General features: G+C 61.6%; 21 protein-coding genes, 1 tRNA gene and 3 pseudogenes. 13 read left to right on the forward strand and 12 right to left on the reverse strand.

Annotation, left to right across the window (positions count from 1 at the left end):
* Positions 1-22 precede the first annotated feature (22 nt).
* The 6 genes and pseudogenes from HNR05_RS06510 to HNR05_RS06535 all read left to right on the forward strand — a co-directional run bounded on the left by HNR05_RS06510 (position 23) and on the right by HNR05_RS06535 (position 5626).
* Entirely contained in the window at positions 23-1144 is a 1122-nt protein-coding gene (locus HNR05_RS06510; RefSeq protein WP_179578288.1) for a chymotrypsin family serine protease, read from the forward strand.
* 683 nt (positions 1145-1827) lie between these two features.
* Positions 1828-2058 (forward strand): annotated as a pseudogene (locus tag HNR05_RS06515) (ATP-binding protein); the annotation flags it as partial.
* Positions 2058-2633, forward strand: a complete 576-nt coding sequence (locus tag HNR05_RS06520; RefSeq protein WP_246318362.1) for a hypothetical protein — start codon at positions 2058-2060, stop codon at positions 2631-2633. The pseudogene HNR05_RS06515 and the gene HNR05_RS06520, both read left to right, overlap by 1 nt.
* Positions 2630-4402, forward strand: a complete 1773-nt coding sequence (locus HNR05_RS06525) for a TraM recognition domain-containing protein (RefSeq protein ID WP_179578289.1) — start codon at positions 2630-2632, stop codon at positions 4400-4402. Before HNR05_RS06520 ends, HNR05_RS06525 begins: the two co-directional genes overlap by 4 nt.
* A gap of 75 nt (positions 4403-4477) precedes the next feature.
* Positions 4478-4957, forward strand: coding sequence for a single-stranded DNA-binding protein (locus HNR05_RS06530; protein WP_179578290.1), 480 nt, complete (start codon positions 4478-4480; stop codon positions 4955-4957).
* A gap of 15 nt (positions 4958-4972) precedes the next feature.
* A complete protein-coding gene (locus HNR05_RS06535) occupies positions 4973-5626 on the forward strand; it encodes a hypothetical protein (RefSeq protein WP_179578291.1) in 654 nt (217 codons plus the stop codon).
* Between the two features lie 587 nt (positions 5627-6213).
* On the opposite strand, the gene HNR05_RS06540 is transcribed toward HNR05_RS06535, so the two are convergent.
* From HNR05_RS06540 to istA, 3 genes are all read right to left on the reverse strand, one after another.
* Positions 6214-6399: an integrase core domain-containing protein gene (locus tag HNR05_RS06540; RefSeq protein ID WP_179578292.1), complete on the reverse strand. Its 186-nt coding sequence runs from the start codon at positions 6397-6399 to the stop codon at positions 6214-6216.
* Positions 6400-6515: 116 nt separating this feature from the next.
* The gene (gene istB, locus HNR05_RS06545) at positions 6516-7247 is read right to left on the reverse strand and encodes an IS21-like element helper ATPase IstB (protein WP_179577398.1); all 732 of its coding nucleotides are present in this window, start codon (positions 7245-7247) and stop codon (positions 6516-6518) included.
* Positions 7244-8710: an IS21 family transposase gene (istA, locus tag HNR05_RS06550; protein ID WP_179580434.1), complete on the reverse strand. Its 1467-nt coding sequence runs from the start codon at positions 8708-8710 to the stop codon at positions 7244-7246. Before istA ends, istB begins: the two co-directional genes overlap by 4 nt.
* An 889-nt stretch (positions 8711-9599) precedes the next feature.
* On the opposite strand from istA, the gene HNR05_RS06560 reads away from it, so the two are divergent.
* The 3 genes from HNR05_RS06560 (at position 9600) to HNR05_RS06570 (ending at position 13402) form a co-directional block, all read left to right on the forward strand.
* Positions 9600-10205: a hypothetical protein gene (locus HNR05_RS06560; protein ID WP_179578293.1), complete on the forward strand. Its 606-nt coding sequence runs from the start codon at positions 9600-9602 to the stop codon at positions 10203-10205.
* Positions 10206-10368: 163 nt separating this feature from the next.
* Positions 10369-11784 (forward strand): IS1182 family transposase, encoded by a 1416-nt coding sequence (locus HNR05_RS06565; protein WP_425485100.1) that lies wholly within the window; start codon positions 10369-10371, stop codon positions 11782-11784.
* 553 nt (positions 11785-12337) lie between these two features.
* Positions 12338-13402 (forward strand): IS630 family transposase, encoded by a 1065-nt coding sequence (locus HNR05_RS06570; protein WP_179578295.1) that lies wholly within the window; start codon positions 12338-12340, stop codon positions 13400-13402.
* A gap of 42 nt (positions 13403-13444) precedes the next feature.
* Here the strand turns inward: HNR05_RS06570 and HNR05_RS06575 are convergent, their stop codons facing one another.
* Positions 13445-14689, reverse strand: a complete 1245-nt coding sequence (locus HNR05_RS06575) for an IS256 family transposase (protein ID WP_179577758.1) — start codon at positions 14687-14689, stop codon at positions 13445-13447.
* Positions 14690-14928: 239 nt separating this feature from the next.
* Here HNR05_RS06575 and HNR05_RS06580 point away from each other — a divergent pair.
* Positions 14929-15830 (forward strand): annotated as a pseudogene (locus tag HNR05_RS06580) (IS982 family transposase).
* Positions 15831-16208: 378 nt separating this feature from the next.
* Complete coding sequence (locus HNR05_RS06585; protein ID WP_179578296.1) at positions 16209-19514, forward strand: hypothetical protein; 3306 nt, start codon at positions 16209-16211, stop codon at positions 19512-19514.
* 105 nt (positions 19515-19619) lie between these two features.
* On the opposite strand, the gene HNR05_RS06590 is transcribed toward HNR05_RS06585, so the two are convergent.
* The 3 genes and pseudogenes from HNR05_RS06590 to HNR05_RS17535 all read right to left on the reverse strand — a co-directional run.
* Positions 19620-19982, reverse strand: a complete 363-nt coding sequence (locus HNR05_RS06590) for a hypothetical protein (protein ID WP_179578297.1) — start codon at positions 19980-19982, stop codon at positions 19620-19622.
* Positions 19983-20713: 731 nt separating this feature from the next.
* Complete coding sequence (locus HNR05_RS17530) at positions 20714-20869, reverse strand: hypothetical protein (RefSeq protein WP_246318363.1); 156 nt, start codon at positions 20867-20869, stop codon at positions 20714-20716.
* A 190-nt stretch (positions 20870-21059) separates the two neighbouring features.
* Positions 21060-21371, reverse strand: a pseudogene (locus HNR05_RS17535) (integrase core domain-containing protein); the annotation flags it as partial.
* 70 nt (positions 21372-21441) lie between these two features.
* On the opposite strand from HNR05_RS17535, the gene HNR05_RS06605 reads away from it, so the two are divergent.
* Both HNR05_RS06605 and HNR05_RS06610 read left to right on the forward strand, forming a co-directional pair.
* Positions 21442-21741 (forward strand): integrase core domain-containing protein, encoded by a 300-nt coding sequence (locus HNR05_RS06605; protein ID WP_179578299.1) that lies wholly within the window; start codon positions 21442-21444, stop codon positions 21739-21741.
* Between the two features lie 387 nt (positions 21742-22128).
* Positions 22129-22302, forward strand: coding sequence for a hypothetical protein (locus HNR05_RS06610; RefSeq protein ID WP_179578300.1), 174 nt, complete (start codon positions 22129-22131; stop codon positions 22300-22302).
* 128 nt (positions 22303-22430) lie between these two features.
* Here the strand turns inward: HNR05_RS06610 and HNR05_RS06615 are convergent, their stop codons facing one another.
* The 5 genes from HNR05_RS06615 to gltX form a co-directional block, all read right to left on the reverse strand.
* Positions 22431-23636: a tyrosine-type recombinase/integrase gene (locus HNR05_RS06615; protein ID WP_179578301.1), complete on the reverse strand. Its 1206-nt coding sequence runs from the start codon at positions 23634-23636 to the stop codon at positions 22431-22433.
* Positions 23629-23946, reverse strand: a complete 318-nt coding sequence (locus HNR05_RS17920; RefSeq protein WP_343062490.1) for a helix-turn-helix transcriptional regulator — start codon at positions 23944-23946, stop codon at positions 23629-23631. Before HNR05_RS17920 ends, HNR05_RS06615 begins: the two co-directional genes overlap by 8 nt.
* A 73-nt stretch (positions 23947-24019) precedes the next feature.
* Positions 24020-24091 (reverse strand) — tRNA-Gln (locus tag HNR05_RS06625).
* Between the two features lie 82 nt (positions 24092-24173).
* On the reverse strand, positions 24174-25136 hold the full coding sequence (locus HNR05_RS06630) for an NAD(P)/FAD-dependent oxidoreductase (RefSeq protein ID WP_179578302.1): 963 nt from the start codon (positions 25134-25136) through the stop codon (positions 24174-24176).
* Positions 25133-26653 carry a glutamate--tRNA ligase gene (gene gltX, locus HNR05_RS06635; RefSeq protein ID WP_179578303.1) on the reverse strand — a complete coding sequence of 507 codons (1521 nt, stop codon included), beginning with the start codon at positions 26651-26653 and terminating at the stop codon, positions 25133-25135. Before gltX ends, HNR05_RS06630 begins: the two co-directional genes overlap by 4 nt.
* Between the last annotated feature and the right edge of the window lie 9 nt (positions 26654-26662).

Consider the following 26662-nt stretch of genomic DNA (forward strand, 5'->3'; position numbering starts at 1 on the left):
GGATGCCGTCTTTTATGGAGCGATGAAGATCCGAGACATCGGTCCGCAGGTATTCCCTGACAAATACGGCGGCATGGCCACCGGCAAGAACGACGATCAAGATGTGCTGGCGATCTACCTTACTCGGATCGACGAGGGCGATCTATCTAAGGTCAGCGATCTGCTGGCTGTGCCACCCGACAAGATTGACCTGAGGTTGGGCCACCTCACCAGCGTTCAAGCTGAAGCAACATTTGCAAAGATTGGCTCTGACATAGCGAACGGCGCGCTGACCGGGACAGTAAGCGTCGGCATCACCCAGGACATCAGTATTCTCCTCAAGGTGTCGGACCAAAATAGCGAACGGGTGAGTTCGCTCCAGCGACAATATGGTGTCGGTGTGGAGGTTGAGTACGGCGCCGCCATTGAGGACCAGGGCGCCAATGCGCGCTGGTCGGACAATCCAGAATGGTACGGAGGCGATTTCATCACCGACCGTAGCAGCAGGGGGTGTACAAGTTCATTCCCCGTCAAATGGAATACCAATGGCAACAAGTACATCTTGACGGCTGGCCACTGCTTCGGTTTGACAGCTTCCGTGTACAACTACGCCACCTCTCCGATAAGTCACGGGATCAACAGCTTCATTGGTGGCGTCACAAATCGGTCGTTTGCAAACAATGCGCCAGATGCCGAGCTGATATCTGCAGATGGCTCTCGTTCGATGTGGACTGGCGCGACCAACGGCACCGGGCTCATCGAAATCAACGCGTTCTCGAATCCGTGGGCCGGCATGCCGCTGTGTATAAGCGGCGCCTACGACGGCGAATACTGCGGATTCACGGCCTCCGAGGTCAATACGAACGCGTATATCTCGTACGGCAGCGTGACTCACCTCGTACTCAACCTGACGACCATCATGAATGGCAACGATCAATCCATTGGCCCGGGCGATAGCGGCGGGCCCGCGTACGCGACGATCAATGGAGTAACGTACGGCCTCGGCATTATCACGTCTGTGCGAAATAATGGCACAAACAGCACCGTTACCTGTTCGAATTGGTCGACTCAGTTCGCAAGCAGCGGAGGCCGAGGGTGCAATAACTGGGGCCGAATCACAAACATTGGACCGATAATGTCGATGTGGAATCTCTCCTTGGACTAACGATGAATTGAGGACTTATGAGTGCGAAGATCTCCTACTCGACGGCCCGACCCGGCAATGCCAGGATCTCGCTCACTCTGCTTACCCTTCTTGCCCTAGCGGTCACTGGCTGTACAGCGCCAGCTGCACCGATTCCTTCGGTTACTGCTAATCCCGCTCCCGTATGGAAACCCATCGACGGGACAAGCAGTGAGATTCCTGTTGCGTGGTCCGATCCCCAGGGCGACGAGATCATACTCACGTTGACAGGCGGCGGCTGCGGGCTGGTTCCCGAATCACTGATTGTGGAGTCCAGTTCTAGGATCGCGATCGACACGGCTCCGACTCCCGAGGACTGTTCCGCTGACGTGAGAATGACGAGCTACATCGCGACCACTCCCCGAGGCTTGGACACTAGTAGTTCTATCGCGGTGCATCTCGATGGAGAGAAGATCGGAACACTTCCGCCCTTGTCCTAGCCTCAATCGATAGTACGGACTTCGCGCCGACTTCCGCTCTCATCTCCCAAACAGCTCGAACATTGAAATGCTTCCGGGGCGGGCAGTAAGCGTAGAAATACGAAAACCCCTAATCTCGGAGGAGATTCAGGGGTTAGTGCTGGGGCACCTGCATTCGAACCAAGAACAACTGAGAGTCGTCTCGGCCGGTTCGGCAACCCGCTGTTGGGGCAGAATCCCGCGGAGCTGCTGGCGAATGCCGAGACGCGCATCATCTACCGGCAAGAGGCCGATCAACTCGGCTCGACCGGAACCGCGCTTGGCCTGACCGGCACGGAGCAGGCGCTCCTGCCGGGCCTCGGCACCGGGCAGGGACTGTGGCGGATCAAGGACCGCAGCTTCGTCGTGCAGCACCAACTCCATCCGGCGGAGCTGGCGTTGTTCGATACGACGAGCCGCATGACCGGGGGCGTGTAATGAGCCGCCCGCAGCCCCGTTACCGGCGCACCATGTCGGCGAACTATGGCGAGCCTTGGGTAGACATGCCGGTGGCACTGCCGCTCGTCGTGATGACGATCGGCCCGGATGCGACCATGACTGTGACGGTCGATGGTGAGCCGTATGCGCCGCCGCCGTTCGGACCGCCCTGGGGGCGTTCCTCGTTTGCGACGATTCTCGATGAGCTGACCGTGCAACGCCACTGCCCGGTACGTGTGGAGGTCAACGAAGCCGACGGGACGGTGTTCACGGACATCATCACCCCCTTTGCGCGACGGAATCGTGCACCGGTGCCGGGTCTGATGCGAGAGCCTGAGCCGTCCCCCGTATCGCTCATTCCAGCGCCGATCGAGGCGCAGACGATAGTCGGCGGTGAGGGGTTCATTCCCGGCGAGGATGTCGCCGTCGCGGTCATTGTCGCGCACACCGGTGCTGCCCCGGACGGTTCTGCCCGGTCATTTGTGACGGAAGACATCCGGGCCTTCAGCGCGACCAGCGAAGTCATCTTGCTTGGCCGAATTTCCGGCACGCTCATACTCGTACACGCGCGATGAACGGCTCGGCAATGGGATCGGGTGCGCACGGCGACGAGCTGACGAATCTCGCCTTGGGTGGGCTCGTGGCCGTGGCTGGGCTCTCAGGGTTGCTGCGTGTCGCGGGGTTTGTCGCCGCTTGGGTGACAGGAGTGGCGCAACCGACGGCGGGATTCGGTGGCGGGATTGGGGTGCTCTTCTATGCGGTGAATCCCGGCACGCCGCTCGGTAGTCCGAATCTGAATCCAGTCGCCTTCTGGACTATCGCAAGCATCTTCCTTGGCGTCGCAGGGACAGCCGCTGCGTGGGCCTGGCGGCAGTTTATAGAGCACGGTCGACAATCCAACAAGGACCCGTATCGCATCGCTGGGACCGCCACCCGCGCCGATGTCGCGCGCACGGCATCCGATGCCGCGCTGCTCCGCCGAGCGCGCACGCTACGGCCGTCATTGGAGAAACCACGGGCTGTCGATGTCGGCTATCTGCTTGGCACGTCGCACGGCCGGCGGGTGTGGGCGAGCGTGGAAGACTCGATCCTGCTAATCGGTCCGCCTCGCTCGGGCAAGGGCACGCACATCGTCATCAATTCAATCCTCGATGCGCCCGGCGCCGTCGTGACGACGTCGACCCGCCCCGACAACCTCACCGCGACACTTCGGGCGCGCGAACGGCGGGGCCCCACCGCAGTGTTCGACCCTCAGCACCTCGCCGACGGACTGCCCGCGGGGCTGCGCTGGTCGCCCGTGCGCGGATGCGACGACCCACTCACGGCAATGATCCGTGCGACGGGTCTGGCCGCCGGCACTGGACTTGGCGGTGGAGGCGTGGACAATGGCGGATTTTGGGAGGGCAAGACCCGCACCGCACTCCAGGCTCTGCTCCATGCCGCCGCCCTCGATCATCGGCCGCCTTCCGAGCTGTTCCGGTGGACGCTTGACCCTTCGGCTGCCGCCGATGCCGTGGCGATCCTCACGTCGAATCCCGGGGCTGCGATGGGGTGGGCCGAGTCGTTGGGGGCGATGATCGAGTCAGATCCGCGCACCCGCGACTCCATTTGGCAAGGCGTCTCACTTGCCCTGTCGGCGCTCGCGGACCCGAGGGTGCTTGATGCGGTCAGTCCGCGTGAGGATGAGGCGTTTGACCCTGAGGCGTTCTTGCGCGAGTCGGGCACCTTGTATCTGCTGGCGACCGGCGCCGGAGCCGGTGCTGCGTCGGCGCTGGTTGCGGCGTTCATCGAAGACCTCGTGGAGACCGCCCGACGGATGGCTGTTCACTCGGCCGGCGCGCGACTCGACCCTCCAGTGCTGTTCGCCCTCGACGAGATTGGCAACCTTGCGCCGCTACCGTCGCTGCCCGTTCTGATGGCCGAGGGCGGTGGCACCGGCATCACGACGATGCCGGTTCTGCAGTCCCTCGCCCAGGCGCGGGAGAAGTGGGGCGACAACGCAGCCACCGCGATCTGGAACGCCTCCATTGTCAAGATCATCCTCGGCGGCGCGTCTAACGCCCGCGACCTCCAAGACCTCACCAACCTCATCGGCGAGCGGGACGAGATCACCGATTCGCAAACCGTCGGCGACCGCGGTTCCCGCTCAGCCCAGCTTTCCGTGCGTCGGGTCGCGATCATGCCTCCCGATGTCATTCGTATGTTCCCCTACGGCACCGCTCTGGTGCTGCTGCGCTCCGCACCGCCGATCGTGACACGGATGCGCGAATGGACCACCCGCCCGGAGGTGCGCGACCTCCTCGCCGACCGCGCCGGGATCGAGGCGCTGCTGCGCCGAGTCTGACTTGGGTTTTGCGTGCGCACCTGCCTGATATGAACAGCCCCACCGGGGTCCGTGTGACAGACAAGGAATAATCTAATGGCCATCCGAACCCAGGAGTCTCTATCGGGATTCATCGCCTCCAACCCGCAGCTCTCGTTCACGTCCAAGGGCGACGCCAAGTTCTACGCTCGAGTCGGGCGCGAGCACTACATTCGCCACGACGACGGCAGCTTCACCCAGGACGAGACGAGCTTCCACGACCTAGTGATGTACCGGCGCAGCGCTGAGCGGGCGTATGAGCAGTTTGCCAAGGCTGACAGCTTCATCGCCGAGGGCTACATCCACGCGTACTCCTACGAGAAGGACGGGCAGACCGTAGCCGGTGAGGAATTTGTTGCCAAACGGCTCGGGCACGACGTTGCCCGCACGATCTACACCGTCGACCGCAGCCGCCGACAGGCCACGGGCGTCGAGCCGGCTCCGAGCGTTGAGCGGGCCGCCGAGCAGTCAGTTTTCCCGCCTATCGAACCGGCATCGCCTGCGGCCACCCCGCCCGTCACGGCGCCTTCGCTCTGAGCGGGAGAGCGAACAATGCGACACAACGACCAGACCTTGCTCGGTGATAAACGCGCTGAGTCCCTCGGAGCAGACGAGGACCCACGTGCAGACGACCCGTCGCCCGACGGAGGTGAGCCCGACGAGCCTGAGCCCCCCGACGCTGACGAAGCCGGCGCCTTTGACGACCAATCGCTGCCTGAGCCACCCCACCCGATCAACTGGAACCTGCTCACCGCCGATGAGGCCGAGACCGAGTGGCTGGAGTTGAACGCCTGGGTGAACTGGCTGCGCCGCACCTACGGACTCGGCGCAAATGCCATTCCGCCGTCCTGGCACCGCCACCCCGAGCTGGTGTGGGAATTGTCGGCGCTGCACCTGCACTGGTTGTCCGCGTATGACCCCGAGCAGAATGGCTCCGCCCCGCTGGGCTGGCACCGCGACTTCTCGGACGCCCGGCAACGCCTGCGTGATTGGGTGGCCGCATCCGGGACGCGGCTGGACAGTGACCGGCCGACGCGGCAAACAAGCTGGCCCGGAGAAGGCCCGGCGCTCACCGTCGAGGACTCGGCCATCACCGATCGTGACGAAGACTTCGTGCAGTTCGTGTTCGAGGATGTCGAGCAACGCCGCGCGGCCGAAGACGCGTTCTACGCCGACCTGGCCGCGGAGGCCTCTGCCTCTTCTTGACGGATGAGGTGCTCGGCGACCTCTGAACGACGCGCACAGCGCGCACGCTCAGAGCAGGACGCCGAGCGCAGCGTGCACTACTTAGTTCCCCGGGGGTGCGAACTGGTCCTCACTCGAGTGAAAGGCATCGGCTGAAATAGACCGGAAGCGGAACCGCTTGCGACACAGTTTCGCGACCAGTGAGCAGACGTTACACATACCGCACAGCTAGCTTTCTGACCGCAAGGTTTGGTTCGGGTGGCCATCTCAAAGAGAACCGTGCCTAGGACTCCGCTACTGACGTTTGAAATGTAGAGAGCGAAACCGCTAACTGCCTTTCTCATAGGAGCCTCTTTCTCTGCTGCCCTGACTTGCTTCACGGATTTCAGGCTCTTGCGTCCTGTCATGTTGTGAGTGAAGAGTGAGATGCAACCGATAGTGATGGCGCCGGTAGCGATGACCAAAAGTAGAGTCGAACTTCCAACCGCGAACCCAAGCCAAGCCCAACGGGCAGTCCAAGGTTGATTCAACTTAGCCGGAGAGCGGCAAGGCCACAAGAGATTTCTCCGCGCATGGGTGTGGCCTTGACCCCAGCGAGTGGACACGGGTTAAGCGGCGAGTTGGATCTCAGCGGCCTGTGACGAGTATTGCATCTCGAAGTCCACGGGTGTGACCTGCCCGATCGAGGAGTGCCGCCGGCGGCGGTTGTAGCGGTCCTCGATCCATGCGGCGACGTCGCGGATCGCGCGGGCCCGGGTGGGCCAAATGCGGCGGTAGTAGAACTCCGTTTTCAAGGTTGTGTTTTGTCAACTTGAAGCCGGCCATTTCAGCGCTAATTAACCGGCCAGTGCGGCACCGTTTCCGGCCAGTTGAGCACGGCGGCCTCAACGGCCGGTTTTTTGGGCCGGGGCTATTTCATGAGGGCGTGTTTGACGCGGTAGGACTCGCCGCGAAACTGGAGGAGGCGACCGTGGTGGACGATGCGGTCGATGACGGCTGCGGCCATGTTGTCGTCGCCGAATACCGTTCCCCAGCGGGAGAACTCGAGGTTTGTGGTGATGATCAGGCTTCTTTTTTCATAACCGTCCGCGATGACTTGGAACAGGAGCCGGGCGCCCTCGGTATCGATCGGCAAGTAGCCGAATTCGTCAATTGCGAGTAATCGATTTTTGGCTATGTTGGCCAGTTCCCGATCGAGGCGGCCTTCGTCTTTGGCGCGGCGTAGTTGCAAAACCAGTGACGAGGTAGTGAAGAAGCGTGCCGGGATCCCTTGCTGGCAGGCGGCGGCGACCAGAGCACTGGCGAGGTGGGTTTTGCCGGTGCCGACATCGCCGTAGAGGACGAGGTCCTCGGCCCTGTTGATGAACTCTAACGACGTCAGCTCTTCCCGGCCGTAGTCTTCGGGGAACTTGACGTTGGAGTAGTCGAAACCTGTGAGTGATTTCAACGCCGGGAGCCGGGCGGCGCTCAACAGTCGTTGGCGGCGTGATGCTTGCCGGGATTCGTGCTCGGCGAGGAGCATCCCGTGCAGGTACTCACGCTGCTTCGGGGTGCCTTTCTCTGCCCATTCGGCCAGCACGGTGTTGGTCAGCGACGCCTGACGGCCGGTCTCGATGATGTCCTGCACGGTGACGAGGCTCATGCTATTTCTCCCGTCACGGTGTTGACGCTGGTGAAGATGTCATAAACACTCAGGTCCACGTTTTCCGCTGCCGGGGTGGTGCCGTCGGCCAAGCGCCGGGCGAGCATGCCCAGTGCGGCGATCTCGGGGATATCTCCGCGCTGGATGAGCAGGTCAGCAGCAGTGATAGCGGCGTCGAAACCGGCCGATCCCGACGCGGCATCGACGGCGCTGAGCAGTCGGCGCCGATTGGTGGCGGTAGCTGTGTCGAGCCAGTCGCGAACCGGCTCGGGGACCAACGGTCGGAGCTGGGAATGCCCCCAGGCTCCGGGCTTGGTCACCAGTAATGGCAGCAGGGCGGCCGGTTCGAAGATCGTCTCCGTCTGCCTCCCGAACGCGCGCGGGAGGGAGCGGACGGGTGTGGCGTGCTCGTCGAGGATCTCGACGACGTCGTGGCGGAGCCCGATGGTGAGGGTGCGGCTGTGGAAGGCAGACCCGGCCGCGTAGGTGTTCCCGTCGATGAGCAGGTTCCCGGTCTTGTCGGCGGTGCGGGACTCGTATCGCACCGGGTCAAACCCCACGCCGGGCAGTGCCAGAGACGCGGCGACGTCTTGGGCGAAGAGCTCGCCCACGGGCAGGCCCTTGCGATAGTGCAACGCCGGCGCTAACGCCAGGCACCGCGCCATCAGGACCGCGTTCAGGCCCTGCAGTGTGGCCGCTTCGGGCTCGGGGACCATCAGGTTGCGGCGGAGGAACCCGACCGCGTTCTCGACGTTGCCCTTCTCGTGGCCGGAATACGGATTGCAGTACCGGGACTCGGATCGGTAGTGCAGTTTGAACGCGCCGAACAGTGTGCTCTCGACGACTTTGGTGCCCACGCGTCGGCCAATGCCGGTGGCATTGTCGAAGACCAGGTGCCGGGGTGCGGCGCCGATGTGCTCGAACACGGTGCGTAGCCCGTGGCAAACGCACTCAGCTGTTTCGCCGCGGTAGGCCTGCACGAAGCGCATGTTCGAGAACGGGAACGTGACGACGAAGATGTGTAGGACCTGCCGGGTTCCGCCGATGATGGCCTCGGCCTGCCCGAAGTCGACCTGCGCGGTGCCGGCGGGCCAGACCAGTTCGGTAAAGCCCTCACCGGCCTGGCGGTGGAGGGCGTTCCACTTCTTCACGAAGCGTTGCACCGGCGAATAACTGCCGGTGAAAGCCTGCTCGGCGACCAACCGGTCGAAGACCCGTTTGGCCGTATGCCGTTGCTTGCGCGGCCGGCGCTGGTCCTCGCCCAACCACTTTTCAACGGTCGCTTCGAACCCGGTCATGGCCGAGCCGGCGGGCCTGGCCACCGGCGCTGGCGGCCTCGGTGAGTAGTCCAGTTGGCCGGCGTATTTCACCACCGCGTCGCGGCTGACTCCCAACCGGCGGGCGATTTCACGGCCCGTGATTCCTTGGGAATCGAGTGTTCTGATATTTTCTTGCACGGACATGGGTACCGTCATCTGCTTCCTGGTTCCTTCCGGCGCGACCGCTTGGCAGTAGACACGCCGTAAGGAACCTATCTGGGCGGTGGCGGGCCCATGTCTCCATCGCTTTGGAGACGGCCTCGGCCACCGGGTGATCTCAATCTCGCGCAGTCCCCGAACCCATCGTCGCGGCGGGGAGTTGCTGGCCTGATTCTTAGCGCTCTTTTGGCAGGAAACCAGCCACTAACTTGGCAGGAATCCAGCGCCGAAACGGCCTACAAAGAGTTGATCACACACAAAGGTCGCGAAGAAGCTCTCGGCCAGGGCGTTGTCCCAGCAGATCCCGGTGTATCCCATCGACCGGGTGATGCCGTTCGCCGTAGCGAACGCGGTGATCTGTCCGGACGCGTATTGGGCGTCGCGGTCCGAGTTAAGCCGAATTCGGCTTAACTCGGATTATGCCGAGGTTGACGTTAAGCCGAGGAGTCGGGTGCTGGCCAGTGTTGGCGGGGGCTGGTCACCATTTCCTCGGCTTAACCATTTGGTGTTATCGGAGGCTGTGAAGAATGCGGAGCCTGTCTTCAGCGAGTCGGGCGAGGGGCGCGGTGGGGGTGGCGGCATTCAATCCCGATTTCGTATATCGAAGAGATAGGGTACGGGACGGTCAGCGATTGCTGATTGATCCTCGCCAGCGTCCCAGCTGAAAGCACTTCGTACGTGCGCAGTGCTGGATTCCCACGGTCGATGGTCCTTCCTGCTCTCGCATAGCGTCCTTGCAGAAGGGTCGGCACCTCGACCGCCAATTGCCGCACGGCCGGTTTGCCTAGCTATGGAGGGTACAAACTCGCACTGCTTCTTGACTGTTCGCGTGTTTTAGGTAGGTCGCTAGCTGCGATTCGCCCCCAATGGTGCCATGCTGTACGCTATGCCGAAACGTCAGGGACACAGTTCCGCCTACGCGACAGTGCCGTCCGACAGCCCCGCAAAGCCCTCGAACAAATGGTGGCATCGGCGACCGCCCGTCGTGATCGTTGCTGTGGTTTCCAGCTACACGGTGTTCGCACTCGGTGCGCTCTTGTACGTGTCCCTCTTCCAGAACAACTTATGTCTTCGAAAATCGCCGTCGTGCCACACGATACTGGGGGAAGAGTTCTCTCCACTACTCATTGCCGCAGGCAATCTTGCCGCCTCAACCTGGGCTCTTATCCCCGTCGTGCTCGCGGTGCTGATAGCTACCCTCTATTCGAGGTTCAAGCTGGAAGCTGCAATTGAATCATGGGTCATGCGGGGGCTGTTTGTTGGCGTAGTCGGGACATGTCTTGCAGTGTTATCCGGATTCATTTTCGGTACTTTCCGGTGGGGCGATCCTCTGGGGGGAGGGTTCATTGCCTTCTTTCCCGGAATGTGGTGCTCAATCCTCGGGAACATCATCTATGAGCTCTGCAAGAACAGCTGGATCCGTGTCACGCTTGCTAGCGTTCCCGGTCTTGCGCTCGCGACAATAGGTTTCCTGCCCTAGGAGCGCGGGTCAGTAGTGGCGAATCTTAAAACGCCGACCGATTTCCCCGCCCGGGGTCTCCGGGCTGGGAAAATTGGTTATGAGCGATTCGGATGGCCTGTTTCCCGCGGCTGAGCTTGAGCATGTGGACCCCGTCGATCAGGGCGTCGAGGCTGGGGCTGGGGTGAATAAGCGGTTTCGGGCGTTTGAGCCGGCCGCGGTGATGTTGGTGCCGCCGTCGTTGGAGGACTGGCTGCCGCAGACCCACTTGTCTCGTTTCATCGCGGACATTGTCGAGTCTCTGGATCTGAGTAAGTTTTATGCTTCCTATGCCAAGACGAAGGGGCAGCCGCCGTATGACCCTCGGCTGATGGTGCGTGTGCTCCTTTATGGTTACTGCGTCGGCGTGCGTTCCTCGCGGGAGTTGGAGCGGGTCTGCGTGGATGTGGTCGCGTTTCGTTGGTTGGCCGCGCAGCAAGCACCCGATTTTCGTTCCATCGCCCGATTCCGGAAACGTCACCTTTCCGCGTTAGGGAATGTGTTCTTGCAAGCGTTAGAGCTCTGCCGGGCGGCCGGAATGGTGTCCTTGGGTCAGGTCGCTTTGGATGGAACGAAGGTGCGGGCGAACGCGTCCCGGCGCAAAGCGATGAGTTATGCCCGGTTGAGCGAGAAGCAGAAGATCCTCGCCGAGGAGGTCTCCGCGCTTCTGGCTGATGCTGACGCGATCGATGACGCCGAGGACGCCCGTTTCGGCAAAGACAAGCGCGGTGATGAGCTGCCGGACGAGTTGGCCCGGCGGGAGACTCGCCTGGTGAAACTTGCCGAGGCGAAGGCCGCGTTGGAAGCCGACGCGGCGGCTCGGGCCCGGAAAGACGCGGAGAAGAAGGCCCGTGAGAAGGGTGATGATGACGACGAAGACGTCACCCGGAAGGGCGAGGACGCGGCGAAGAACGCGGTCGTCGCTCCGAAAGCGCAACGTAACTTCACCGACCCGGACGCTCGGATCATGAAGACCGCGGACGGCTCGTTTCACTACTGCTACAACGCGCAAGCGATCGTTGATGCGGATTACCAGATTATCGTCGCGACGACGCTGACGAATGTCGCCGTGGATGTTGAACAGGTCGTGCCGCTGGTTCAGAAGCTCCACGAAACGGTGGGTGTATTGCCCCGGCAGGTCCTCGCCGATGCCGGTTACTGCTCGGGAACGAACCTCGACTACGCGAAGACGGTTGAGGCGAACCGTGACGGGCAGACGGAATTCTTCATCGCGACGGGGAGAGTGAAACATGGTGAGTGTGTTCCTGAGATTCCCCGGGGCCGGATCCCGGCCAATGCGACGCTCCGAGAACGCATGGCACGCAAACTCAAAACGGGCAAGGGCTGCGCGGCCTACGCCAGGCGCAAAGCGATCGTGGAGCCGGTGTTTGGTCAGATCCACACTCGGCAAGTGAAGTTCGTGTTGCTGCGCGGGCTGGAGCAAGCGGCCCACGAGTGGGATCTGTTGGCCGCCTGCCACAACCTGATGAAACTGCACACCATGAAAACCAAAGCGATTCTGGCCGCGCAAGCCGCGCTCATAGCCCGCCCAGCGACCTAAAGGGCAGGGCGGGCCGCCCAACTGGCGAATGATGCAACGCGGTGCTGGCCCTGTTTTCAGTCGGCACCGTAACGCACCAAATTCGAAAACCTCGGCCTCCCGGACCGGTTCAGAGCCGCCGCGACAGCACTATCGCTAACCCTGCCGAGGATTAGCGCCACTACTGACCCGCGCTCCTAGTGATCCTTGGTGTCCGAAACTTTGACGATTGTCTTGAGTTTTTGAACGGCGTATCGTGTGTTTCACCGCTCCACAATTGCAGGAAGTTTTTCCTGACCAGCCATTTGGGTGGCACGACTGATCATTTCAGTGATCAGCACTTCGGCGTAGCGGTTGGCCCCGGGCAGATTTTGTGCACCGCAGGCGTTAGTCGGAGTGCGCACAATCAGGCGACAGCCCCTGAAGCCGGCGACCGACGCAAGAATCGCACCATTCCGCTCGGCGGTCAGAGGAGAATCCTCACTGGATGAGTGAGTCCTAATAGGTTCTCGGGCAGCAGCCTGGCGCTAGTGTCCTGCTCCTGAAATTCATTTGTTAAGTTGTAAAATGAGGTATGCCAAGAACTGGACGCCCCAAGACTGAGCTGATTCTGACCACTGAGGAGCGGGAGCAACTTCTGCGTTGGTCCAGGCGAGCGAAGTCCTCGCAGGCGTTGGCGTTGCGGTCACGGATCATCCTCGGCTGCGGTGAAGGCCTGGATAACAAGGCGGTGGCCGAGCGGGTGCACTGCTCGACGAACACGGTCAGCAAGTGGCGGGCCCGCTTCGTTGAGTCTCGGCTGGATGGCTTGGTCGACGAGCCGCGGCCCGGGCGCCCGCCGACGATCACTGCCGAGCAAATCGAAGAGGTTGTCGTCAACACGCTCGAATCGACGCCGAAGAACGCAACCCACTGGTCCCGGTCGAAGATGGCTGAACGTTCGGGTTTGTCGAAGTCCACGATCGGACGGATCTGGAAAGCATTCGAGCTGAAACCGCATCGGGAGGACGGGTTCAAGCTCTCGAACGATCCGCAGTTCGTGGAGAAGGTCTACGACATCGTCGGCCTGTATCTGAATCCACCCGAGGCGGCCGTTGTCTATTGCGTCGACGAGAAGTCCCAGGTGCAGGCCCTGGCTCGTTCACAGCCGGCGTTCCCGATGATGCCGGGCATGCCCGAGAAACGCACCCACGACTATGTGCGCCACGGCACGACCAGCCTGTTCGCCGCGTTCAACACCCTCGACGGCACCGTCATCTCCAGCATCCACCGCCGCCACCGGGCCATCGAGTTCAAGAAGTTCCTGACCAAGATCGACACCGAAGTCCCCGACGAGTTAGAGGTTCATCTGGTCTGCGACAACTACAGCACTCACAAGAGCCCCACGATCGTCAAATGGCTCGAAGCGCATCCCCGGTTCCACATGCACTTCACGCCGACGTACTCATCCTGGATCAACCAGGTCGAACGGTTCGTCGCCTACGTCACCGCTGACCTTCTGCAGCGTTCAGACCACCGCAGTGTCCAGGCGCTCGAATTCGACATCCGCAAATGGGTCAAAGGATGGAACGAGAACCCGAAGCCATTCATCTGGACCAAGTCCGCGGAACAGATCCTCGAATCGGTCACGTCCCGCTGAGTGGTGGAGTTTCTCAACACCGTGCGGGTCAGTTGTTTTAGTTTAGGCGGCCTTCAGCTCGGGGAGTGCGGTCACCTGCTCGACGGTTTCGGGCCGGGCGTTCATGATCGTGAGTTCGAGCATGGACGCTTCGGAGAAGTAGCGCCGGTCGGCGGCTTCCCACTCGTCGTGCTGCTCGACCAGCACGGCCCCGGCGAGCCGGAGGAGCGCCGCAGGATTCGGGAACACGCCGACGACGTCGGTGCGGCGCTTTATCTCCTTGTTGACGCGTTCCAACGGGTTGGTGGACCAGATCTGCCGCCAGTGACGCTGCGGAAAGTCAGCGAACGCGAGCACGTCGTGTTGGGCGTCGACGAGCATCAGTGCGACCTTGGGGTGTGAACGCTGCAGCATCGTGGTGACCTCGCCGAACTGCTTCAGGATGTGTTCCTTGTCGGGCTGGGCAAAGATGGTGCGAATGATCGAGCCGACCATTTCCTGGCTGCCCTTGGGCACGACGGCGAGCACGTTGCGCATGAAATGCACCCGGCAGCGCTGCCAGCTGGCGCCTTGAAACACGGTCCCGATGGCTTTCTTCAGCCCGGTGTGCGCGTCGGACATGACCAGCTTCACGCCGTCCAACCCGCGGGCCTTCAACGACCGCAGGAAGCCGGTCCAGAACGGCTCGTTCTCGGTGTCTCCGACATCGAATCCGAGGACTTCCCGGCGTCCGTCGGCGGCGACACCGACCGCGACGACGACCGCTTGGGACACAATGCGGTGATTCACCCGGGCTTTGCAGTACGTCGCGTCGAGGAACACATACGGGAAGTCGTGAGTCGACAGGGAGCGGTCGCGGAACTGCCCGACCTCCGCGTCGAGGCTGGCGCAAATACGAGAGACTTCGGACTTGGAAATGCCGGAGTCCGCGCCAAGCGCCTTGACGAGATCGTCGACTTTCCGGGTGGACACCCCGTGCACATACGCTTCCATCACCACCGCGAACAACGCCTGGTCGACCCGCCGGCGGCGCTCCAGCAGCGCGGGAAAGAACGTGCCGGCACGCAGCTTCGGGATCTTCAAATCCAGGTCCCCGGCCGTGGTGGTCAACGTGCGTGGGCGGGTGCCGTTGCGGTGGGTGGTGCGCCCGTCGGAGCGTTCGAATGGCGCGGCGCCGATGAACGCGGTCGCCTCCGCATCGATCAGTTCCTGGTAGAGCGATTCCGTCGCAGACCGGATCCGGTCGGTGACATCGGTGAGCTTGAGTTGAGCGAGCAGGTCAAGCAGGGCAGACTGGTCAAGAGCCATCGTGTGTTTGTGTCTTTTCTGTGAGGAACTTTGAACGGTTCTCACTGACCATCGCACGGTGGCTCTTCACGTTGGCGAAGCAACGCTCAAACGCCGAGATTTACACCACTACACGGGACGTGACCCTCGAATCCCTCAAACGACTTCTACAACGAACTACCGGCGCAGGACACTAGTTCATATGAACTACCGGCGCGTTAATCCGAGCAAGCGCTGGCGGAGGGTGTTAAACCCGGTGTGTGAAAACTGACCTCAACACCCTCCTGACCACACTGTACGTGCATGTGGACGATCGGATCTTGCCCGCAATCGGCTTGTCGCGAGACAAACACCCCGGCCGGAAACCCGTCCTGACCGATGTCGAGCTGCTCTGCCTCGTCGTCGCCCAGCACCTGCTCGGCATCGCCGCCGACCGGAAATGGATCCGCTACGCCCACACCCACCTGGCCGGCATGTTCCCGAACCTGCCCCAACAGTCCGGGTGGGGCAAACGTGTCCGGCAGGCCACCGGGCTGCTCTCCGCGGTCATCACCGAACTCGCCCGAGACACGCCATCCTGGGGCGAGATCAACCGGCTCATCGATTCCACCCCGGTGCCGTGCGGGAAATCGAGAGAGACCGTGAAGCGCTCAGATTTGGCCGGCCACGCCGGTTACGGCTACTGCGCTTCACACTCCCGCTTCTTTGGGGATTCCGGCTCTATCTGGTCTGCACCCCGGACGGCATGCCCGTCGTCTGGGGCCTCGCGGGCCCGAAGATTGGGGAACGCGAAGCGGCCGAGGCCATGCTCCGCCACGACAAGCACCTGATCCGCCCCGGTCAGATCATCATCGGTGACAAAGGCTTCGCCGGACGCGACTTCGAAGCCTTCATCACCAACGAGCTCGAGGCCCAACTGATCCGCCCTGACCGCAAGGACGAGAAACCCCGATTCGGGAAACTCGGCGGCATCCGCCAATGGGTCGAGTCCGTGTTCGACACCCTGAAAGGCCAACTCACCCTCGAAGACCACGGCGGACGCACCCCGACCGGGCTCTACTCCCGCGTCGCCGGCCGTTTACTCGCCCTGGCTGCGGGAATCTGGCACAACTGGCTCATCGGCACGCCCAACAAACGATCCCTCATCGCCTACGACCATTAGGACTCATTCATCCAGTGAGGATTCTCCTCTGACCGCCGAGCGGAATGGTGCGATTCTTGCGTCGGTCGCCGGCTTCAGGGGCTGTCGCCTGATTGTGCGCACTCCGACTAACGCCTGCGGTGCACAAAATCTGCCCGGGGCCAACCGCTACGCCGAAGTGCTGATCACTGAAATGATCAGTCGTGCCACCCAAATGGCTGGTCAGGAAAAACTTCCTGCAATTGTGGAGCGGTGAAGCACACGATACGCCGTTCAAAAACTCAAGACAATCGTCAAGGTTTCGGACACCAAGGATCACTAGGTGCTTCAGTAGGCTCCCCGAAAGGGGGGCGCGATGCAAGTTAGTGATCTGCTAATAATGGCACGGGGAACCGAGCATTGACCTTTCCCTTCGAGAAGAACCAGAGTCGTCTCAAGGGGGATGGAATCGTGATCGATTTTCGTCGAATTTTAAGCGTCGCGTTGTCTGGACTCGTACTGATTGGTCTCGTCGTGAGTTCGGAATCAGTTCCAGCGATGGCTGAGGAAAGCAATGACTATCCGCTCGCGTTAGATCTTGCGAATCTTAGCTCCTTTGAGGACCAAGAGGGAAATGCGGTGGTCCTCGATTCTCCTGCAAGTATCAATGGACCACGTGACGTTCTTACGGGCCAGACCACACTCGGTACTCCGGTAGTGATTACAGTGTATTCGGCCAGTACGCAAAGTACCGCGTTGCCCGTCTTACCGTTGGACCCGATGGATCCTCTTAATGCGTATGATCCCGATCCAGACCCTGATGAGGGACCAACCCTTGGCACAATCGATTGGGACGTAGATCCTCTAACCCCTCTCGAGTACGCCCTGCCAAATCTGGTCGTTGCCAATACGCCCACCACGGTGGCATTGGCCTGGTCGGTAGACTCCCAGGCCGACTACTACACCGTACTAATGGACGGTTCGGAGGTGTCATCAACCCAGAGCACCTATTTCGCATTGACCGACTTGCAATCAGGTGCAGAGCACGAATATTCAATCCTGGCGGTAAAGGAAGCCGACGAAAGCCCCTTGAAAACGCCGCCGCCGCCCACGATTTCTTCCCCGATCTCAACGGATGCTGCGCCGGGCTCGTCAATTGACGTGAGCGGAGTCTCCCTGCTGGGAGCCATGGTAGTCATAGTTGACGCAAATGGAGCACCAGTATGTAGCGTCGTCGGGTCTGACCCGGCAGGTGAATTCTCATGCACGGTGCAAGACCCAGAGCTTTTTCTGACACCGTGGAGTGCGAAACAGGTTTCACCTGGCGGAGTTCACAGCACGGATGTTTCAATTAGCTGGGGATATGGGCTTCCTCCCGTAACGCTAATTGGACTTCCACCAGCGACACAGCCATTGACCAACGGGGTGCTGATTGTGGCTGGCGAGGCGGAACCAGAAAGCGACGTAGGAATTTGGTCCGCCGACCGCACAACAGGGTGTGACGCTGTCGCTACAGCGACGGGGTCGTTTGAATGCGCAATTACTGGCCTCAATTCAGACAGTTCATACGTCTGGTTCGCCCAGCAGGAACTTCAGGATCTTTCGGAGCCTGAGCCGAGGTTGCTATCAAGCGAGCCAGTTTCGCTATCTGCTGGACTCCCGCCGGCGGTCGCAGTAGAACGGCCGTCACTCGGGACCAACGTCGAGTTCGGACAGATCGAGGTTTCAGCAGTTGGTAAACCAGGGGCCACAGTGTCTGTCCTAGGTCTGGATCGTTCGAGCGTCTGCTCCGGAGTGGCAGACGCGCAGGGGCACTTTGACTGCGGCGTAAGCGACCTCACGGACGACGCCGAGTACGTTTGGTTTGCCTATCAGACTGATGCCGCTGGCAATTCGGGGCCCGAAACAGAAATACGGGTAGGAGGGGTGTCGGACACAATTCTGTCGTCAAAGCAGCTCACATCAACCCAAGTCCTGTCGCAGCCTGCCGCCGCGCGTTCAACGCCCTCGGCCAGCTTTGAAGCGAAGACATTCTCGTTTGACTACAGGACCTTCATCAGTGATCGGCGTATTTCTGGGGTATTCACCGATGCGTGCGTTGCTTTTCAGGAAATTCCGGAGAACAATGGCATTGCATTTTCGGGCGACGATCGCACATTTGAACAGCCCGGGAACGGCGGCACTTTCCGAACCCAAATGGGGTTCACTTACAATTTTGATTCGAAAGCTACTTCCACGTCGAAGCAAGTCGGCCTAACCAAGCTTCGTGACGCTGTGACCGATGACGTGATCGCGACGCGCAGGGCCGATGACGACGGTCTTCGATTTATTCCACATGATGCGACCAACGAGTACGTCTCTATTACTCTGGATCTTCTTGCCGGAGACCCCTTCTGCAAGCTACCCCTTGGGATTCAGGTGGGTGAGATTGCATCGACAGCCATTGTGCATGCATGGCGCGACGGCACCGTTAGCGTCGTTGGACAGAGACGCAAGATGCCAAGCCACGAGGCCTGGTACTCCTACGACGGCGAACGGCAGTGGACGAATATCCAAGCGTTCAACCAAGTTGGCTTCATATGTCTCATAGGGGACGACTCCCCTTGCTTCTTGGACGTCTTTTTCGCCGAGACGACGCGGGATCCGTCCTTGCGATGGGAGGAGGGCTCAAGCAGAAGCGCTCAAATTGACAGTCGAGGTCGACTCTGGAGCTATTCTGGCGTGTTCAGTGCAGCTCAGGCGGCACTCAGTTCGTGTTCAGCGCAGCAGCTAAACGTGGCGATTAGGGGGCTGCCGAACCTGAGATCACCTTTCGCAAATCCTGGCTTGCCTGTTTGGGAATCGCAATACACGGATTTCGCTCGCATGCTGCAGGGCCCCTTGTATGCATCCCTCGCCATAACATCGAGCGGAGCTTTGGTTGAGCCTTCAAGCTCTCCTGCGGTTGGGTATCGAGTAGTTATATCGCCTGGAACCTCGTTTGTTTCCGCATCCTGGCAGCCCCATGTGATACTTGCTATCGATACGACGGGGGGCCTTTGGCAGAGTGGCTATGTCTCTGGCGTTGGCAGCAATCAGAGTGGAACCCACGAGACTTTTCAGAGGTCAGACACATTTGCCAAAGTGATGCCGGGAACCGATTTTGTCTTTGCGTCTGGCAGCGGTTCTCGAACCTCTTCCGGAGGGAGCTTCTCCACCGCCGCTGGGGTGACCACAAGCGGTTCCGTGTATGTTTGGGGCCTTTGGGGCTGGGATAGCGAAGAAATCGTGAACAATTACTTGCTGTTTGACTATTCGTCGCGGCAGATATCGCCATCCGGAGTCTCTTTCAAAGAGGTGCATGTCGTAGACCAGAACATTCTGGCTATTGATACTGATGGGTACCTCTGGACGGCGTCTTTCGGTGAAGCCTTGGTGAAGGACCCAGGCACGCGTCAGTATGAGCGAGCCCTGCTTTCCGAGTGGGGGTCAGTTGACGGGTTGCTTAGCGCTGACGAAACCGAACTCTACCGATTCAACTTCTACTACCCAGACTTGGTCGAGCCATATGAATCGCTGCCGAGTAGTGCGAGCCATGTGATTGACCTCGATTCCTATCTGGATGAGTCAGGAATGCTCTGGACCTACAACTGGGAGGTGGAGAGTTACGAGTTGTTTGGGCCGCCGCTGAGTAGGCCGAACCCTCAGTCGGCCTCTTGCTCATATCCGGGCCGAGCGGGAGCGTAACTGTTGAGGACGGCCACCGCGGGGCATTCGTTATGTAGTAGCGCTGCGCGGGCGTCCTGCCCTAGCTTTACTTGGTGGCCAGAAGTCGGAGTTTTGTCGTGAGTTTTAGGCTGTGATTACCAACTGTGCGTCGTTGATGTAGTTGCCGATCTGGTTGTCGATGGTCTTCAGTGCTTGCCGTAACTCGGCTGGTGCGGGCGGGGCGTCGGCGGCGATCAGCGGCCGTAGGAGCCGGTTGTGCACTTTCGTGTAGAACAAGGCCACGCGTAGGCCGTCGCGGGTGAGGGTGTAACTGTTTGTGTGGGGTCGGCGTTGGATCAGGCCGTTCACGCGGAGCCGGGCAAGGTCGTAGCTCATCTGGTTCTGGCTGTAGTCGGTGTCAAGGAACTGGTTCATCAGGGCGCGCAGGCTCCTGTGGGTGAATCCGAGAATGTTGAGGCTGACACACAGTGCGCCGAGCAGGGCCATGACCCGAGGGTCGCCAAAACGGATGGCTGGAGCCCATCTCCCGTTCGCGGAGACCGTGGGGGACGCGACCCGCTCAAAGGCTGGGCTCGCAAGGACACAGTCCTACCCGACACATTCATTATCAAGCAGTCGGGCATTGATGTCACGGGCTTTGGGTTGTAGCTCGTCCAGGTGTTCCAGACGACGCAGGCATTGCAGATCTCTCGGAGAGTTGATGACAGTCTCGATCCGCAGGGCACGACCGTCTTTCAAATACTGTTTGATCCGAGAGTGCTTGAAGAACGCGTTCACCGTGACTTGGGTGCCGACGGTGACGATTCTGGTTTTGCATGGTGTCCGGTTCACGATCGGATGCGCCCGGCGGGAGTGCGGGGCGTGACCGGTGAAGAGCAACTCGACACTTTCCGGTCGACCGATATCCAAGTTATCCCTCACCAATGCGCCGAAGAAGGCACGGGCGTGGCGGGGTGCGTCAAAGACGATGGTGCGCGATACCTCGATCTGTCAAGCCCCGAGTTTGTTAGAGGCTCGGTTAGACCCGTTCCATCTCTCTGAGGGCGGGCAGGTGTGAATAGAAGTTGCTCTCGGCCTCGACCGGGGGAATATGACCGATCTTGAGTATTTGCGGGGTCGGGGGCCATTGAATATTGCCTTCGGGGGCAACTGGTATTGCCGTTCGGTGCCGGGCTGTCGCGCGGTCGGGGGCCGCTGGCGCCCGACCGCGCGAGCCTTTACGCCTTGACCTGGCCGGCGGTGTGTTCTCGCATATTGTGGACACCGTTCTCTGCCCAAATGGCGTCCTGCACGATGCGGTCGGTGATCGCGTCGGCATCGACGTCGGTGTGATCGTCAGAGCCGAGACCCTGGCGCCCGCCCTTATGCCGCACTGGTGCGGAACGCCGTCGAGGTGACGATGTTGACGTCGCGCCGATCCAAGAGCATCGAGCAACGCGCCCCGCCCTTCCTCGGCGGGCTGAGCGAGAGGCCACCCGGAAATCGGGAGGAGCGCGAGCGCGGCCGGCTTCTTCACGAATTTCGTGGTGCCCGGCGGCGTGTTACCCCTGGCCCCCAATAACATCAACCGTTGATCGCATCGCTGGCCCCCGACGGCAATAACAATGGCCCCCAAGAACGCGAATATTCAATCTCGCCATGGAGCCGGCGATGGTTGTACCAGTCAATGTATTCCGCGACCGCGATCTCGAGATCATCGATCCCTTTCCAGGGGCCGCGGTTGCGGATCAGTTCGGCTTTGAAGAGCGAGTTCAATGCCTCGGCCATCGCGTTGTCATAGCTATCGCCTTTGGACCCGACCGAGGCGACCGCTTCGGCCTCGGCGAGGCGGTCGGTGTAGCGCACGGCACGATACTGCACGCCGCGATCGCTGTTAAGCCGAATTCGGCTTAACAGCGATGCGGGATCGCAGTACACGTCGATTCGGTTCACCGAGACCGTCGAGTTGGAGGGCCTGGTCGCCTCGATCGGGTCGGTCGGTGACGCGTATGACAACGCGGCCGCCGAGACGGTCATGGGGCTCTACAAGAACGAAGCCGTGCAGAAGGGATCACCGTTCCGGTCGGGCCCGCTGAAGACGCTCGCCGACGTGGAAGAGCTCACCTTCGATTGGGTCGATTGGTACAACAACGAGCGTCTGCACAGTGCCCTCGGGAACGTTCCGCCCGAGGAGTACGAGGCCGCCTACTACGATGAAATCAACGTCCCATCAACCGGTGGAGCCGCTAACAAAACAGCGGCATGAAAACCGGGACGGTTCACACCGGATTGCGAAGGTGTTCGTGGGTGTCCCGGTATTGGGCCCGCGGGCGTCATACGCAAGAGCCCCCGGACCGGCAATACCGTCACCCCGTCCAGGACTACGAAGACCTGACCGCCAATGCCAACATCTCTCAGCTGGCCTCCCGCGGCTTCTGGAACCTTCCGAGGAGCAGCTTCCGGTCCATGATCAGTGACCCGTCCGCAGGTCATCGTGCAGTTCGTGTTCGACGATATCGCCCAGCGTTGCGCGGCAGAGGGCGCGTTCTACGCCGACCTGGCCGCGGGGTTCGCTGCCGCGTCCTAACGGGCGAGGCGTTCGGTGAGCGACGTGCAAAAGAGGTCGCCGAAGGCCTCGTCCATGATCTGAGCCGTGAACGCCGTGCTCGATCCTGATCGCTCAATCTGCGAGAACATGGCCGTCATCGGCGTTCGCGATGAAGATGTCGTACAGTTCGTCGTCGACGACATCGCCAGATGGCGCGAGGCCGAGGCCGCATTCTATACGGCACCCAGGTGGATTTCAGTCCTGTGTGACGGCGAGTGATCCGAGCCAACGCCTCCGTTCTCCCTCGATCGATGAAGAGCTCCGTTAGTGTCGCGGGCGCAACGCTCGGGTGGCAGCGCGGTCGGAAATACCTCGCATCGGCCCTGCTGCGCGGCACCTGACGGCAGTCACCCACCGAGGACCTGATCGAGGATCTCTGCCGTCACCGGGTCGACCTGCTCAGCGGTCACGACGTAGCTGCTCCGCGTAATCTGCTCGCTCGCGTGCCCGAGCAGCCGAGATGCAAGCGTGATTCCCGCGGCTCGCTCGATGAGCGTCGCGGCCGTCCGCCGATATAGGTGAGTCGTGTATTCGTCGACGTCGATGTCGAGAGAAGACAGCACCGTGCGCTCGGCGTCTACGAACGCGCGGAGCAGGCGCTCGTAGTTGCTGACGCTCAGCGAGCGGCCGGTCCTCGTGGGGAACAAGAATGCCTGCGGGTCGGGTTCGGCAAGTGCCAGCCGACGGCGCACGGCCGCTGCGGCCATCGACGGAAGCGCGATGCTCCGCCGCTGTCGGGAGCGCTTGGGCGAATCCTTTCGGTGCGTTCCTTGCGCCTTGGTACTGACGATCGTGCCGTTGACCGTGAGGGTCGGCGGTTGGGTTGTCATGTCCACGTCGCAGCGGCGCAGGCCGAGGCACTCTCCGATACGCACCGAGGTACCGAGCATGATGTCCATGCCGTCGATCAAGGAGCGGTAGTTGGGCCTTGGGCCGTCATCCCGCGTGACCCGCCACTGCTGCATGAGCTCGCGGATGGCGTTGATCTGCTTGGGAGTGAGCGCGGACTCCTTCTTCGGCGATGTCGGCAGGCGCTGCACGTCGCGTACGGGGTTGCGCCCCAGCGCGTCGTCGCGCACGGCGTAGCCGCACACGAGACTCAACACCGCTCGGGCACGACGTGCTTTCGAAATCGTCTCCTCCTCCAGGATCCGCTGCAGGATGCGGTCGCAGCGGCCGACGGTCAGCCGGTCCAACCGGACTCCCCCGCAGCGCGGCACGATGATCACCCGCGCGGTCGTCTCGTACGACTCGTAGGTCGAGTACGCGAGGCTGCCGGCCTTCGCCCGGGTGAGGATCTGGGACAGCCAGAGCGCGACCGCTTCGGCGATCGTGCTCGACGGCGAGAGTGCCCCGGAACTGCCGGTGCCGATCGCCATCGCCTGCCGGCGGACATCAGCTCGCGCTGCTTCCTCGGTGTCGGCCACCGCGGCCAGTCGCTGCAGGGCTCCGCTGTCGTCACGGATGGACGCGCGGGCTCGGTACCGGCCGCTCGGAAGGATACCTACGACGATGTTGCCCAGCTCACCGGCTGGGATCTGCGGCCTAGCCATGCCGTTGCTCCTGGACCCAGGCGAGCACATCATGAAGGTCGTATCGCACGTGTCGGCCAAGCTTCAGATACGGCGGACCGGTGTGCGCCAGGCGCCAGTCCTCCAACGTCCGCTCGGGCAGTTGGAGCAACTCGGCGAGTTCCCGCTGCGTGAGGAATGTCGGAGCAATCTGCGTCGTCGGGTCCATACCCACCAGGTGCACGACCGAAGCCGTGAGCAGCCCGGCTGGGTCGGGACGGGTCCGTATCCACCCGGGCAGCAGAACGCCGCGACCACCCCGCACGGGGGTTATTGGGCCGTTTCTGGTCACACGGGCCGTTTCGGGCCTCGTGGACAGGATGGGCGATAGATGATATCGCCGCGGAATCCTGCGCCTTTTACTGCTGGGGTACCTGGACTCGAACCAAGAACAACTGAACCAGAATCAGCCGTGTTGCCAATTACACCATACCCCATCGGTTTTTTCCGAAGAACGAACCGGGATCTACCCTAGCCCAGAGTGCAGAGCCGCTCCAAACCGAGCACACTCGGGCGTGTCTAGAGTGGGCCGATAAGGTCGCGGTTGATCGCCGCAGCCGCACGCGCCCCGAGGCCGGCAGCTACCATCAGCTGTTCAGCGCCGGGCGGAGTGGAGTCCCCCGCCGCGTACAGCCCCGCAATCGAGGTGCGGCCCTGATCATCGACCACGACGAGTCCGTCACGATCCCTCTCCAGCTGCCCGAGCACCGAGGCGTCGAGGTAGTCGATGGCGGGCGCCCACCCCGGGCGCACGAAGCCACCCTCACGCGCGATGACCTCACCGTCGGCAAGAAGCACGCCGGTCATCGCTCCACGCTCGCCGACCACGTCCGCGATCGGGCGACGGTCCACACGGATGCCGCGGCGCAATAATGCTGCCTCGTCCGCAGCGGTGACGGTTCCAACAGCGTTCGTGAACACGATCAGATCGCTCGTCCACTGCGAGATCAGCAGAGCGCGTTCGGCAAGATCGTCGGACTCGCCGATCAAGGCCAGCGCGGCATCCGCCTTCTCGTAGCCATCACAGTCGATGCAGCTATGCACATTGGTTCCGTACCAGGCACGGATGCTGGGCAATGCCGGCAGCGTCTCGAGCAGGCCTGTCGCAATGAGCACAGTGCGCGCGCTGACGTCACGGCTTGCTTCACCACGCAATCCGCGCGTCACCACTCTGAATCGGGATTCGTGAAATGACAGATCCCCCGAGATCTCATCGACGTTAGTCGCTGTGACGGAGAGAGCGAGTGCGGTGTGGAATTGCGCCGCTGGGTAGCCCTCGAATTCCCCCCGGCCGATCTTTCGCAATTCAAGCGGTGAGACCCCATCGCGGGTGATGAATCCGTGCGAACGGAGCGTAGCCGCATTGCGGGGCCGATTGCTATCGATCATGAGAGTGCGCCGACGCGCACGCACCAAGCTCAAACCGGCGGCGAGCCCTGCCGGGCCCGCGCCGATGATCACGACGTCGTACTGGTCGGTCATGCCGTGAGAGTGTCCGACAAACGTGCAAGCCTGGCGAGCGATTCGGTCTTACCCAGGATCTCCATCGATTCAAACAGCGGTGGCGATACTTTACGCCCCGAAATCGCGACCCGTAGCGGCCCGAACGCCACGCGTGGCTTGAGCGCGAGCGTCTCGATGAGAGCCTCGGTGAGCGTGACATGCACGCGCTCGGTGTTCCATTCCGATTCGGGAATATCACCGAGTGCAGCGGCGGATGCGTCGAGGATCTCGCCGGCGTTCTGCGGAAGCGAGGCACGGGCATCTGCTTCATGTACGAGATCAGCGCCCGGCCTGAAGAGGAAGCCGAGCATGGCCGGAGCCTCGCCGAGGAGGGCGATTCGCTCCTGCACGAGCGGTGCCGCGGCGCTGAGCACTGCCCGTTGCTCATCAGTCAGCGGCTCGGAGAGAACACCGGCTGCGACGAGGTAGGGAATCGTGCGCTCAGCGAAGTCAGCGGTATCAAGCAGGCGGATGTGGTCGCCGTTGATCGATTCGGCCTTTTTGAGATCGAATCGGGCCGGGTTGGGGTTCACGTTCTCGACGTCGAAGGCGGCGATCATTTCATCGATCGAGAAGACATCGCGATCATGGGTGAGCGACCATCCGAGCAACGCCAAGTAGTTCACGAGGCCCTCGGGAATGAAGCCGCGATCACGGTGGTGAAAGAGGTTCGAGGAAGGGTCCCGCTTGGAGAGCTTCTTGTTTCCCTCGCCCATCACGTAGGGCAGATGGCCGAAACGCGGCACAAAGGTGGCCAGTCCGATGTCGATCAGCGCGTGGTAGAGCGCGATCTGGCGGGGTGTCGACGACAGCAAATCCTCGCCGCGCAGCACGTGCGTGACGCCCATGAGAGCGTCGTCGACGGGGTTCACAAATGGGTAGAGCGGATGCCCGTTCGGACGCACCACGACGAAGTCGCTGAATGAGCCCGCCGGGAACGTGATCTCGCCGCGAACCAGGTCGTCGAAGGAGAGGTCTTCATCCGGCACACGCAATCGCAGCGCGGGCGAGCGCCCTTCGGCGCGGTAAGCGGCCTTCTGCTCACTCGTCAGGTCCCGCTCGAAGTTGTCGTAACCCATTTTCGGGTCGCGACCGAGAGACACATTCCGCGCCTCGATCTCTTCGCCGGTGGCGAAGCTCTCGTAAATGTGGCCGGAGGCGACAAGCTGGGCGATCACATCACGGTAGATGTCGGAGCGCTCAGATTGACGGTACGGACCGTGCGGTCCCCCGGCGTCGACACCCTCATCCCAATCCAGGTTGAGCCAGCGCAGACCCTCGAGAATCTGACCGAAACTCTCCTCGCTGTCGCGCGCGGCATCCGTGTCTTCAATGCGGAAGATGAGCTTGCCGCCGGTGTGGCGCGCGTAGGCCCAGTTGAACAGGGCCGTGCGAATCAACCCGACGTGCGGCGTTCCGGTGGGCGAGGGGCAGAAGCGCACACGAACGTCGGTTCCGGTGGCCGTGGAAAAGGGGTGCGAAATTGTCTCAGACATCACAACCGA

The sequence above is a fragment of the Leifsonia psychrotolerans genome (assembly GCF_013410665.1).
GTDB lineage: Bacteria > Actinomycetota > Actinomycetes > Actinomycetales > Microbacteriaceae > Cryobacterium > Cryobacterium psychrotolerans_A.

Bases quoted from the DNA above. Each gene is read 5' to 3' on its own strand.
- HNR05_RS06510 (WP_179578288.1), top strand. From the start codon at position 23: ATGAAGATCCGAGACATCGGTCCGCAGGTATTCCCTGACAAATACGGC.
- HNR05_RS06520 (WP_246318362.1), top strand. From the start codon at position 2,058: ATGAGCCGCCCGCAGCCCCGTTACCGGCGCACCATGTCGGCGAACTAT.
- HNR05_RS06525 (WP_179578289.1), top strand. From the start codon at position 2,630: ATGAACGGCTCGGCAATGGGATCGGGTGCGCACGGCGACGAGCTGACG.
- HNR05_RS06530 (WP_179578290.1), top strand. From the start codon at position 4,478: ATGGCCATCCGAACCCAGGAGTCTCTATCGGGATTCATCGCCTCCAAC.
- HNR05_RS06535 (WP_179578291.1), top strand. From the start codon at position 4,973: ATGCGACACAACGACCAGACCTTGCTCGGTGATAAACGCGCTGAGTCC.
- istB (WP_179577398.1), bottom strand. From the start codon at position 7,247: ATGAGCCTCGTCACCGTGCAGGACATCATCGAGACCGGCCGTCAGGCG.
- istA (WP_179580434.1), bottom strand. From the start codon at position 8,710: ATGTCCGTGCAAGAAAATATCAGAACACTCGATTCCCAAGGAATCACG.
- HNR05_RS06560 (WP_179578293.1), top strand. From the start codon at position 9,600: ATGCTGTACGCTATGCCGAAACGTCAGGGACACAGTTCCGCCTACGCG.
- HNR05_RS06570 (WP_179578295.1), top strand. From the start codon at position 12,338: ATGCCAAGAACTGGACGCCCCAAGACTGAGCTGATTCTGACCACTGAG.
- HNR05_RS06575 (WP_179577758.1), bottom strand. From the start codon at position 14,689: ATGGCTCTTGACCAGTCTGCCCTGCTTGACCTGCTCGCTCAACTCAAG.
- HNR05_RS06590 (WP_179578297.1), bottom strand. From the start codon at position 19,982: ATGGCCCTGCTCGGCGCACTGTGTGTCAGCCTCAACATTCTCGGATTC.
- HNR05_RS06615 (WP_179578301.1), bottom strand. From the start codon at position 23,636: ATGGCTAGGCCGCAGATCCCAGCCGGTGAGCTGGGCAACATCGTCGTA.
- HNR05_RS06630 (WP_179578302.1), bottom strand. From the start codon at position 25,136: ATGACCGACCAGTACGACGTCGTGATCATCGGCGCGGGCCCGGCAGGG.
- gltX (WP_179578303.1), bottom strand. From the start codon at position 26,653: ATGTCTGAGACAATTTCGCACCCCTTTTCCACGGCCACCGGAACCGAC.